At 41.4% G+C, this 11,971-nt stretch carries 10 protein-coding genes; 1 reads left to right on the top strand and 9 read right to left on the bottom strand.

Going from position 1 to position 11,971, the window contains the following annotated elements:
* Positions 1-194: 194 nt before the first annotated feature.
* Both argR and argS read right to left on the bottom strand, forming a co-directional pair.
* Complete coding sequence (gene argR / locus CES82_RS04180; RefSeq protein ID WP_098824070.1) at positions 195-662, bottom strand: arginine repressor; 468 nt, start codon at positions 660-662, stop codon at positions 195-197.
* Between the two features lie 366 nt (positions 663-1,028).
* Positions 1,029-2,720: an arginine--tRNA ligase gene (gene argS / locus CES82_RS04175; protein WP_098824069.1), complete on the bottom strand. Its 1,692-nt coding sequence runs from the start codon at positions 2,718-2,720 to the stop codon at positions 1,029-1,031.
* Between the two features lie 477 nt (positions 2,721-3,197).
* Between argS and CES82_RS04170 the strand changes: the two genes are divergently transcribed.
* Positions 3,198-4,625, top strand: a complete 1,428-nt coding sequence (locus tag CES82_RS04170) for an APC family permease (RefSeq protein WP_098824068.1) — start codon at positions 3,198-3,200, stop codon at positions 4,623-4,625.
* Between the two features lie 232 nt (positions 4,626-4,857).
* Here the strand turns inward: CES82_RS04170 and CES82_RS04165 are convergent, their stop codons facing one another.
* The 7 genes from CES82_RS04165 to CES82_RS04135 form a co-directional block, all read right to left on the bottom strand.
* Positions 4,858-5,811: a DMT family transporter gene (locus tag CES82_RS04165; protein ID WP_225364837.1), complete on the bottom strand. Its 954-nt coding sequence runs from the start codon at positions 5,809-5,811 to the stop codon at positions 4,858-4,860.
* Positions 5,812-5,911: 100 nt separating this feature from the next.
* Entirely contained in the window at positions 5,912-6,415 is a 504-nt protein-coding gene (locus CES82_RS04160) for a folate family ECF transporter S component (protein WP_098824364.1), read from the bottom strand.
* A 134-nt stretch (positions 6,416-6,549) separates the two neighbouring features.
* Entirely contained in the window at positions 6,550-7,314 is a 765-nt protein-coding gene (locus CES82_RS04155; RefSeq protein ID WP_098824066.1) for an ABC transporter ATP-binding protein, read from the bottom strand.
* A complete protein-coding gene (locus CES82_RS04150; protein ID WP_098824065.1) occupies positions 7,295-8,257 on the bottom strand; it encodes a FecCD family ABC transporter permease in 963 nt (320 codons plus the stop codon). The genes CES82_RS04155 and CES82_RS04150 overlap by 20 nt, the downstream gene beginning before the upstream one ends.
* Before the next feature lies 1 nt (position 8,258).
* On the bottom strand, positions 8,259-9,146 hold the full coding sequence (isdE, locus tag CES82_RS04145) for a heme ABC transporter substrate-binding protein IsdE (protein ID WP_098824064.1): 888 nt from the start codon (positions 9,144-9,146) through the stop codon (positions 8,259-8,261).
* A gap of 11 nt (positions 9,147-9,157) precedes the next feature.
* Complete coding sequence (locus CES82_RS04140) at positions 9,158-9,985, bottom strand: NEAT domain-containing protein (protein WP_098824063.1); 828 nt, start codon at positions 9,983-9,985, stop codon at positions 9,158-9,160.
* Between the two features lie 94 nt (positions 9,986-10,079).
* A complete protein-coding gene (locus tag CES82_RS04135; protein ID WP_098824062.1) occupies positions 10,080-11,582 on the bottom strand; it encodes an LPXTG cell wall anchor domain-containing protein in 1,503 nt (500 codons plus the stop codon).
* Positions 11,583-11,971 lie beyond the last annotated feature (389 nt).

Here is an 11,971-nt window from a genome sequence, read left to right as displayed (position 1 = left end):
GTTAGCCATAATAGTGATCACTGTCCTTTGGTTCTATATGTTAATATGGCCTAATTACGCGCCAAAACTCAGATTCCGGCCATTTAACGCAAATAATGCCTACTCCGCAAAAATTACGGAATAGGCATTATTCACGTTAAATTCTGGAATCTACCGAGTTTTGTCACAGCTTGTTGATTTATACCTACAAAGCGTTAGTGAACAATGTCAGGATTCATATTTTTGGCAATTTCCTCGTTCAACTGCTGAGCAACATCGGCATTTGGACTAATCACCAAAATTGTATCATGGCCGGCCAATGTTCCCACAACTTCAGGTAATTTTAAATCATCCAAAATCGCGGCTAACAGGTTGCCATTACTTGGCAGCGTTTTGATCACGTTCATAAACTCAATCTGTGTCAACCCAATCACAACTTCATTAATGGTCTCACGCAGATGTTCTTCTTCAGATTTATTTCCGGGTTTGAAAATTGTGTAACGCAAGTGTCCATGGCCATCCTGGGCTTTGACAACCTGCATCTCGCGAATGTCACGTGAGATTGTTGCTTGCGTCGCCTTAATCCCAATTTCATTTAGATGACGCATTAGGTCTTCTTGTGTACCAATCGGATACTGATTGATCAATTGTTCAATCCGTGATTGACGAATACTTTTCTTCATCCTAATGCAGCCCCCTTACTGTATAATACGTGATTATTATAACAAAATGAAAAAAGAAAAGAAAGCTCAATTTTAAATAACTATTCAAAGTGAGCATAAATTGGAATATAAATTAACCATCTGACATTCAAAAATTCGCTAATAGTGCTAAAAGTATCACTAACACAATTAATATTAATGCAGGAATCTTCTGGATACAATCAGTAACCAATCATTTAGAAGTTAATATTTTTTTAATGTTGCCTGCACACCAATTATTTTTTAACACGAATTATAAGCCCATCCTCAACGTTCATCAAGTCGCCTTCAAAATAAAAAAAACGTCTGGAAATTAATCCAGACGCCTCATGATTCATAATCTATGGCTTACATTTCATCCGGTGCTTGAACACCCAATAAGCGGAGTGATTCCTTCAGCACAGTTGAAACACTCTTAACCAATGCTAAACGAGCAGGCTTTTCTGCGTCATCAGCCAAAATCTTCGAGTGAGCATAATACTTGTTAAATGATTTAGCCAAACGAATAGCGTATTTAGCAATATCTGAAGGTTCGAATTCCTTCAGGGCTTCGACCACTGTATCAGGGAAGTCAGCCAAAGCCTTCACAGTCTCCCAAGCTTCTGGATCAGAGATCTTTGCACCATCCGTTGGAATGGTAACATCAGCTGCTTTCCGCAAGATACTTTCGGCACGAGCATGAGCATACTGAACGTAAGGACCCGTTTCCCCTTCAAACTTTAATTGTTCTTCAAGGTTGAAGTCAATACTATTCATCCGTTCGTTCTTCAAATCACCAAAGATGATGGCACCGACACCAACTTGTTTGGCAACTTCATCTTTATTAGGTAAATCAGGGTTCTTAGCTGCAATCTGTTTTTTAGCCATATCGATGGCATCATCCAGCACTGCATCCAATAGGATAATCCGGCCAGAACGAGTTGAAAGCTTCTTACCATCAACAGTGATCAAGCCGAATGGAATATGGTGCAAGTCCTTAGCGGAAGGTAAGCCCATTTCCATCAGCACAGCCTTTAATTGTTTGAAGTAATAAGTTTGTTCAGAACCAACAACGTAAAGGTTCATAGCTGGGTGATAAGTGTTCTCCCGATAAACAGCAGTGGCAATATCACGTGTAATGTAAAGTGAGGCGCCATCACTCTTCAAAATCAGGGCTGGATTTAAATCGTACTTTTCAAGGTTAACGACTTGAGCACCTTGAGATTCTTTCAACAGGCCCTTTTCTTTTAAGGTATCAATAACAGCTTGCATCTTGTCGTTATAGAAAGCTTCACCATTATAGGTATCGAATTTAACACCCAACTTGTCATAAATCGCATTGAAAGCCTTTAATGATTCGTCACGGAACCATGACCAAAGATGATGTGCTTCTTCGTCACCATTTTCCAGTTTTCTGAACCATTCACGGGCTTCGTCATCCAATTCTGGGTGTTCCACGTCTTCTTTATGGAACTTAACGTAGTACTTAACCAAATTAGTGATTGGGTCCTTCTTAACGTCTTCTTCGTTACCCCACTTCAGGTAAGCGGTGATCAACTTACCAAATTGAGTTCCCCAGTCGCCCAAGTGATTATCTTTGATTGGGTTATAGCCGTTCTTTCTCAGAATCTCGGCAATTGAATTACCAATCACCGTTGAACGCAAATGACCCATTGAAATTGGTTTAGCAATGTTAGGTGATGACATGTCAATCGGCACGTTACCGTTATTACCAGATTGGTTTTGACCATAATCGGCACCTTGTGTCAAAACGTCATTCAATACTTGCGCACTAAAAGCCGTTTTATCCAGGAAGAAGTTCAGGTAAGGACCAGCAACTTCAACTTTTTCAAATTTGCTGGTATCAATCTTTTCGACCAAGTCGGCAGCAATCTGCTGAGGGGCCTTTTTGAACGTCTTGGCTAACGTGAAGGCTGGAAAAGCATAATCACCTTTACTCGTGTCCTTAGGCCGTTCGATTTTTTGATAAATATCCTCTGCTGAAAGGACGTCTGTTAATGCTGGTGCTAACGTATCAGCAACAAATTGTTTGTAATCCATGAAATTAACTCCTCACATATTAAATTCTGACTGCTGTTATAACCGACTACTGTGGATCTTTGGGCAACAAAAAAAGTCCCTCTCCTACAATAAAAAATGTAAGAGACGAGACTACCCGCGGTACCACTCTTGTTGATATTACTATCCACTCAACTTATAAAAATGTTATTCTAAAAAGCGCGCTTCATCAGATCGGCTGTTTGGCTTCCATCACTCCAAACTCGCTGTGAGTCGACTCACTGACTACTCTTCTTTTATCATCGAACTGGGTTACCGTGGTAACCTCACTCATTGCATTCTATAACAACTGGATATAAAGCACAAGGTTAATAGTTGTTTTTTGATATTTACTAGTTGGAAAAAATCATTTTATTAAAGCAATTCTCATTTAAATTCACTTTTCATTAAAGTTTGATGTATAATAGGATATTATATTCAATTTTTAACATTTTATTCATTCATGAAAGGAGTTTGAAAATGAGTCAGAAAAAGAGGGCTTCCACACTTTTCCTTCGTAAAGATATCAAAACTGATCTTTATAAGAAAACGGGGCTCGAAAAATCCTTAACAGCTTTTAGTCTAATCACCATGGGCGTTGGCGCGATTGTTGGAGCCGGAATCTTCATTACACCTGGTATCATTGCAGCAAAATATGCCGGTCCTGGCGCGTTTCTTTCATTTGTCGTAGCCGCTGTCGTTTGTTCTCTGGCTGCACTATGCTATTCTGAATTCTCTTCGACTATTCCACTAGCTGGTAGTGCATATACATACATATATGCTGTTTTCGGAGAATTTATCGCCTGGATATTAGGCTGGGCATTGGTATCAGAATATTTATTCTCCGTTTCAGCAGTTGCAGCAAGTTGGTCATCGTATTTCCAAAACATTTTAGCGGGTTTCCACTGGTACCTGCCGGAAGCGCTTCGTGCGGCGTACGGAACTGCTGGAATGCCACATGCGATTTTCGATTTACCTGCCTTTATTATCATCATGCTGCTTTCGTTCCTACTAATCGGTGGTGTACGCGAGTCAGCCCAAATTAACGCCATCATGGTAATTTTAAAAATTATCGTAATTATCCTATTTATTGTTGTGGGTGTGTTCTACATTCGTCCAGAAAACTACCATCCCTTCTTACCATTTGGGATGAAAGGCATCGTCTCCGGTGCAGCGGTCGCTTTTTACGCTTATATCGGGTTTGATGCTGTTTCAACTGCGGCTGAAGAAGTTAAGAATCCGCAGAAAAACGTGCCACTTGGGATCATTGGTTCGTTGGTCATCGCCACGGTGCTTTACATTGCATTGTCGCTGGTTTTAGTCGGCATGGTGAAGTATACAAACCTTAACGTTGCTGATCCCGTTGCCTATGCGCTTCACTTCATCCACCAAAACTGGGTCTCAGGTATTGTTTCACTGGGCGCCGTCATTGGGATGACCACCGTGTTAATGGTGTTCTTATATGGTGGCACTCGGCTGGTTTTTGCTATCAGTCGTGATGGTCTGTTGCCACGAGCATTCAGCCGTCTGAGTCCGAAAAGTCACGTGCCAGTCACTAATACTTGGATATTTGGTATTTTAGGTAGTTTCTTTGCTTGTGTTATTCCAATCGATAAGATTACCGAACTGGTAAATATTGGGACACTATTCGCATTTGCGATGGTTTCCATTGGTATTGTTTTCTTACGTCGAAATCCTGAATTTAAAGAACTTGACTCAGCCTTCCGGGTGCCTTTCTATCCCGTTCTACCGATTGTTTCATTTATTCTTTGTATCACGTTAATGTTGGAATTGAAATCATTCACATGGATTGCCTTCTTCATTTGGCTGGCAATCGGGCTAGTATTCTACTTCAGCTATGGTTACCGTCATAGTGTGGTTCGAAATCGCCACAACGCTGAACAATAATGGGTCAAAAGGTTGTGCTATAAGTCTATATTGGTAAGTATTGCAATCAATTTCTCAGTAAAAATTAGTGATGCCCGTCTTTCGGTTCAATGCGTCAATATTGCCTAATCGTGCTCCAAAACTCAGATTCCTGCCATTTAACGCAAATAAAACCCATCCCCGACAAAAATCGCCCGGGATGGGTATTTATTTGCGTTAAATTCTGGAATCTACCGAGTTTTGTCACACACTCTTACAAAATTCGAATAACCATTACACCAACGATCATGATCAGCAACCCACCAATTTGCAACAACGTCACCGGGTTCTTCTCAGAAGCTAGCCAGCCAAACTGATCAATCAGGAGGCTACCAATCATTAAACCAATCAAAACAATAATCACCGCAAAACCAGTTCCAATAATAGGCACCAGATAGACGTTGCCTAAGACAAATAACGCACCTAGAATACCACCAAGCCACATCCACCACGGTGTATGACCATTATCTCGCTGAAATTGTAATGTAGGTCGCACTACTAATACGATCACAATCAACGTCAGCGTACCGATCAGAAATGACACGTACGCTGCCTGAATTTTAGAACCCAAAACTTCTCCCAGATGGCCATTCACAGCAGTTTGAGTTGCACTGAGGATTCCCGCTAATACCCCAAACAATCGCCATACCATCAAATGCGCTGTCTTCGGTGTTTCATTACTAACCGTTTCCAGTCCGGCTTGGCCAGTTATGCGTTCCATCCAGCTATTACCAGCAACGGTAACCATCACACCGAAAAGCACTAGCAAGGCACCTAACCCACGGACTAATGTCAGCTGACTAACTGGCGAATAGAATAGACCCAAATCATCGATCACGAGACCAGCAAGAATTTGCCCTAGCACTGGAAAAATAACGGTTTGAACACTTCCTAACTTAGGAAATAAAATAATATTGCCAGTCAGATAGATAACCCCTAGTAAGCCACCTAACCATAACCAAAACGGCTGGGCACTGATCAAAGAACCACTGATCAATAAGCCACGATGATCGATGAGGGTCATGACAGCTAGAAAGATTGTGCCGATCCCAAAAGATACCAGCGAAGCTAAAAAAGGTGAGCCTAACGCTGCTCTTAGCCGTGAATTAATACTCGTCTGCATCGGTAAACCAATGCCAATCACTAATCCAATTAATATCGCTATCAAATCCATCACCCCCTAATTAATGCGGGTAGTATGCCCGTTCATCAAGTTAAAGTCAACTAACTTCACTTCTACTGCTCTCTCCAATTAGCCGATGCCTGTCCTATTTTGTAAAACGGTCAATTGGAACTGCCTTAAAGATCACCGAAATCAAAAAGCTGTAAATGACAAACGAAATTAATTCTTGCGGGATCCGGGTCGCAAACAGCACGTTCCAAGTCATGCCATACATGATATGAAGCCAAAGACTATTTAATAGTAGATTCCAACCCATGGTCACAATGAAGGAAGCCAATAAAATGCGCCATAAAACAACTGGTTTTTGATAAAATAATTTGCCAAACGTATACCCGGTTAAACCAGCAGTAATGAGAAAGCCAAAGAAAAAACTAAATTTAGGAAACAATAACATCCCAATCAAACTTGACATGGTAGTTGCAGCAGCCGTTAATTTCGGTGGAAACAAGCGCGCCATAATAGCCGTTACAATAAACGAAAACGTGATTTTCGTGATTAAAAATTGAATCGATAAGAAACTGCCTAAAACCACCTGCATCGCAATCAAAACGCTCATGGCAGCCACAACGTACGCAGAACTAAGTCTCATCTCTTTCAAACTGAACCAACCTCTTCTCTCAAAATTAATAACCGTATGCCAACAGTCATAATCATATTTAACTATAATTCAACGCACATGCCAACGGATTTTGAGAATTGGGACAAAAAAAGCGGTTTGCACCGCTACGAGGCCGTTAACTGAATCACATATGGGCCATATTTTTCAATATTCACAATTTTCACGGGGAGTTCAAAGGCGTTACTTAACAGTTGTTCATTTAGAATTTCGTCTGCAGTCCCTGCTTTAACTAATTGGCCCGATTTAACGAGCCAAATCTGGTCGCTAACTTTCAACGCTTGATTGATATCATGTAAAATCATCACCACCGTCAGTTGCTGCTCTGCATTCAGCTTCCGAATCAGTGCCATTAACTCATTTTGGTACCGAATATCTAAATACGTCGTGGGTTCGTCTAAAAACAGGTATTGCGGTTCTTGCGCCAATGCTGCGGCCAACCAGACCCGTTGCTGCTGACCACCTGAAAGCGACGATAATGGTCGATTCATGGCATCCGCTAGATCAACAACCCTTAAAAATGGCCGAACTTCATCATCAGAAATGGTAGCTAATAATGAATGAAACGGTAATCGTCCCGTTTTGACAACTTCTTTAACCGTCATTTCATCATAAACTTGGTGTTGCTGAGTGACCAGTGCAATTTTTGCTGCTCGTTGTCGCTTCGACAACGTTTCAATCAACTGACCGTCCAATTCAACCGTTCCAGTATCAGGTGAAACTGAGCCCATCAGTAATTTCAGCAAAGTTGATTTTCCAGCACCATTTTGACCAATAATCGACAGAATTTTCCCATTGGGTACCGTAGCCGTAAAATCTTTGATTAATTTTTCTGATCCTGGGTAGCCATAATTAACGTGTTTTAATTCCATGGAATCCCCCCCTTTGAACCAAAATAATCAAGAAAGGACCGCCAATAATTGCCATAATGGTGGCAGCCGAGATTTCACTGGGTAACACCACAATGCGACCAATGGTATCCACCACAAGCAATAACCAAGCACCGCTTAACATTGAAAACGGCAAAATTGTTTGATAATCATGACCAACAAAATACCGGGCAACGTTTGGCACGATAATACCAATAAACGGAATCGTCCCCACGTCGGCAGTAACGTCAGCGGACAAATAAACGACTAACGCTAGTAAGCCTAGTCGCATGGCCGTTACTGGAACGCCGACTGAAGATAGCTGTTCATCTGGCAGTTTGAGATCATTTGCCCATGGTGCCATCAGCAAAACGGCGACTAACCCCACGAATCCGGTGATTAATAGCACGTAAACCGACGACCAGGTAATGCCGTTAAATCCTAACGAGGTACCAACGTTGATTCCTTTGGTAAATAATTGCGTTAATGCCATAAACGTCAGGTTCAGTGCAACCCCAACAATGATCAGCTGGTACGGTTGCCGTAAGGTTTTTCGGTTGGCTAATAACGCAAAGGCAAACAAACCACCCATGAGCGCAAAAAACTGTTTTTGAAAATTAAAGGCAGGTAGCAGCATCCCGCCAATCAGCATGAAAAGTTCACCGGCACTAGTCACCCCTAAAATCGTTGGGTCGGCCAGCCGATTACGAAAAACCGCCTGACTAATTGCACCAGCTGATGCCAGCATCCCGCCTGTCACCATTGCTGCTAAAATCCTGGGCAGACGAAAATTGAGTACCGTCGACAAAATTTCCGGCCGGTCGCCCATCAAAGCTTGCCACAGTTGAACCACCGAAAATTCTTGTGTACCTAGCATTAAAGCAAATATGGCGGTAATGATAAGCGCCATACAGATTAAAATGTAAGCGACACGTTCCTTTATCATCTTATTGACTCCCTGGATACAACCACTGCGACACTTCACCTAACGCTTTTGCAGCATGCATGTTAGCCGTAGCATCAAAGTCGGGTTCCCGTAAATCGTATACTCGCTTTGACTGAACTGCTGGTGTCTGTCGCCAAAACGATTGCGTTTTAAAATCACTATTGAACTGTTCAGTCACCATTGCGGGCATGGCGTGTTCGAGACGCAAAATGACTTGTGGCTGCGCCTTTTGAATCGCCTCATCACTAGGTTGAATATACTCTTGATTCTTGGAAGTAAAGACGTTCTTTCCACCTGCTAGCTCAACTAAATTACCAACATAAGAGTGGTTAGTGGCAATCATATAACCGGCACCGGGCAAGCCCATCAGCACAAGCACCCGTGGCTTTTGCCGATGATTCGCACGTTGTTTGGCTTTAGAAATAGCCTGATTAATTTCTTGGTTAGCGGCCCTAGCCTCACTCTTGCGGTCATATTGATTACCCATTGTTGTCACCACGTGCTGTAAATCACTAACACTTTGTAAATTCAAAAAGTAGGGTTTGATGTGTTGCTGCTTAAATGATTTGCCAAACTGGTCCTTTAGCGTCGTTACGCTGTAAACTGCTGTGGGTTTAACTGAGGCAATTTTTTCCGCACTAGGATTCATTGGACTCCCAATTTTGGTCACGTTTTTATATCTTGCAGGCATTTTATTGGCCGTATTCGGCACGCCGACCAAAGGCAATTTCAGTTTATCAGCAATTTGGACCACGGCATAGGTTGTCGCCACGATTCGCTGGTGATGACGCTGCTTAGCCAACTGATGGTTAGCAAAATAGCCACCAAATACCCCTACGATCAGCAACACAATAACGACGATTAAAGCTGTTCGTCTTGGCGATTTCAAGATTGCGCCCCCTATTCCTTCTTTTTCATGACAATTAAGCTACCACCAATAACCACGACCACAATAACGCCCACGCCAACAATCAAAAACGGCAAGCGCGATGTGGCATTACTGTGATCTTTTTTATCTGTCGAAGTAGTTTGAGGCTTAGCTGACGATACTTTAACTGCACTTTCACTAGACGCTTTACTTGATGCAGAGGACGAATCAGCAGCTGGTTTTTGACTGGTTGCCTTTTTTTGACTACTTCGGTTATTTGGTTTATGACTGTCTAACTGATTAATATCCTTGTTTTGAGCCGATTTACTGTCATTGGATGGTTGCCCGGTTTTAGTTGAGGACACCCCTCCTGTCACTTTTGCTGTGGCGGCAGTGGCAGCCGCCTTACCTTTTAAACTTGGTAGCCCATTTGTACTGAACTTAAACGAAATGAGATGAGTCGCCTTATATACCTTAGGCACGTTGATTGCCAATTTAGCATTGATTCGTTTCTTTAAATTAGTTGTTGTAAATGAATAATACAAATTTGAATTTCCAGCACCATCCTTTACCCGACGAACATTTTTAGGTGACCCACCGTTAACTGAGAGCACTTTAACGGGATACGAGGTCAGCTTCTTAGCCGTTCGAATGTGCATTGTCACAACATACTTATGGTGAGAGACTGTGACGCTGGCCGGTTTAACAAAGTAGCCACTAGCCATGGAAGTTTGGTTGGTATTATATTTTAGCGCTTGATAATTCATCGATTTTGCTTGCGCTGTTGCACCGCTGGCCACTAAGCCAAGTCCAAAAGCAACGACAGCCAATAATCCAACTAACCATTTCACTCGTTTCATGATTTCCCCTACTTCCTACATCTATTTTTCCTTACTAACAGTCACAAAGACCATCCCAGTTTAATCACACCTGAATGGTCTTGGACTAAAATCATTAGACTCGTTTTCTTCTATAAATTGCAGTGATAACAATCATAATCAAACTAACGAAACCAACAACTGCGATAGTCGCGTTTGGAATTTCGCTTGTTTGTGGCAATTTACTTGATGCCTTTTTTGAAGTTGCAGTCACAGCTTTAACAGGTGTTTGAGAACTGTTACTTGGTGTCTCTGCGGCAACTGAACTATTGGCGTTAGTCGTTCCGGTGCCATCAGAAGCAGTCGCACCCGTGAAAAGATAGTAAATATCAAAATCAGAACTAATATCCATCGTTGGAACTGAGACGTGAATCGTTCCCTTAACTGGTGCCTTCGTCAACGCATCGAGGTTAGGTACAGTAAAACTAAAACTGGCAGTATAGTCTTTGTCAGTTGATCCGTAAGTCACATCAGATACCTTTTTGCCATCTACAGTTAGCGGAACAAAACCTTTAGCTGACATACCCGAATTTTTACCATACTGAACGTGCATGGTGACTTTGTAGGAACCGTTGCTTAATTTTTCAATGCTGGCAGCATGAGTATAGTACTTGTTTGCCTCAGAAACTGAACTACCATCAGATTGTAAAACGGTATAGCTAAGTTTAGAAACGTCAGCTAATGGGGTGCTTGGATTACTTGAGTTACCTGAGTTACTTGATGAACCTTGTGCACCATCCGGAACGGTTGCAACAACGGTGCCGTTAATAATAATCTGATACCCAGTAATCCTACCCTGGGGATCTTTAACTTCAGTAGTCGTTGGAGTTGTTCCGTTGTCAACGGAGTCAACCTTGACACCATCAACGTAAATATCATAGCCACTGCCGTCATCTTGGGGCTTAAATTCTGGGATTTTACCATTAGCAACAGCAAAATTAACAGCAGCTTGATCTGATGAGGCAATGGTAATAGTCGTACCGATTACCTTACCTGAAGTATCTGTGTGCGATATTGTCGTGACTTGGGGAAGAACATTTGCATCAGTTCCGTTATCAGTTTTGTCTTGTAAATTTGTACTCGATGCCGGCACTTGTGAACTAGATTGGTCTGACTGTTCACTTGTTCCAGTAGACTTAGCATTCTCCCAATCAAATCTTTCATAAGCTGAAGGTGACATATCAATCAATGGTTTAGCAATACCAGGCACAGCTACAACAATATGATAATCCACTTGAACCTGGGGTGTTTCACCTGACAGCTTAAAAATTAAATTTCCACCACTTAAAATTGAAGAACCAGACATGGAAGCACTTTTTAAAACATTTTGCCCTGACCCCGAAATTGGTACCGAAACCGTATAGATACCATTGCTTACGGTCACATTACCAGTATTACCCAAATATGCTTGAGAAGCACTTGTACCGCCAGTATCCTTGTTAATTGAACTAACTGGTACTGTATATGTGCCATCAGCCAAAGCATTAGCTCTAACCTGCCCCGCAGCACTGACACTCACCAAAGTCACAACAACTAAAAAGATTCCCCCGAATAATTTCTTAAACCAGTTTTTCTTCATAAATAATTCCTCCGATACTAAAACAATTTATTGATACCAGAATAAGCAATACTTCCTGCTCCAGTTACTCCTCCAAGAACAAATAGAACAGTTCACAAATTAGAAAATATATAAAGTGCCTCTACGTTGAGAATTATACCTCTAAAGCAATCATAAATAAAACAAAAAAGCGTAAATTCGTGTATCTTTTCACTAATCAAATGATAAATATATATTTGCTTATCAGCTGATAGTAAAGGGTTTTAACGGTTTTATTGGTACAATTTGGAAAATGTTGTTATCTTCAACTGAATGTAAAATTTTATAAATTACATCACAGAATAGTGCTGGAAACCATCTAGTATACATTATCGGAAAATTTTAATATTCTATTTTTATATAAATAGTGT

The sequence above is a fragment of the Secundilactobacillus silagincola genome (genome assembly GCF_002583405.1).
In the GTDB taxonomy this organism is placed as follows: Bacteria; Bacillota; Bacilli; order Lactobacillales; family Lactobacillaceae; genus Secundilactobacillus; species Secundilactobacillus silagincola.
Note: the sequence above shows the minus strand (reverse complement) of the source record. Positions and strands in the feature narration are given on the sequence as shown.

Excerpts from the sequence above, each read along its gene's own strand:
- argR (WP_098824070.1), bottom strand. The coding sequence starts at position 662 with ATGAAGAAAAGTATTCGTCAATCACGGATTGAACAATTGATCAATCAG.
- argS (WP_098824069.1), bottom strand. The coding sequence starts at position 2,720 with ATGGATTACAAACAATTTGTTGCTGATACGTTAGCACCAGCATTAACA.
- CES82_RS04170 (WP_098824068.1), top strand. The coding sequence starts at position 3,198 with ATGAGTCAGAAAAAGAGGGCTTCCACACTTTTCCTTCGTAAAGATATC.
- CES82_RS04160 (WP_098824364.1), bottom strand. The coding sequence starts at position 6,415 with ATGAGACTTAGTTCTGCGTACGTTGTGGCTGCCATGAGCGTTTTGATT.
- CES82_RS04155 (WP_098824066.1), bottom strand. The coding sequence starts at position 7,314 with ATGGAATTAAAACACGTTAATTATGGCTACCCAGGATCAGAAAAATTA.
- CES82_RS04150 (WP_098824065.1), bottom strand. The coding sequence starts at position 8,257 with ATGATAAAGGAACGTGTCGCTTACATTTTAATCTGTATGGCGCTTATC.
- CES82_RS04140 (WP_098824063.1), bottom strand. The coding sequence starts at position 9,985 with ATGAAACGAGTGAAATGGTTAGTTGGATTATTGGCTGTCGTTGCTTTT.
- CES82_RS04135 (WP_098824062.1), bottom strand. The coding sequence starts at position 11,582 with ATGAAGAAAAACTGGTTTAAGAAATTATTCGGGGGAATCTTTTTAGTT.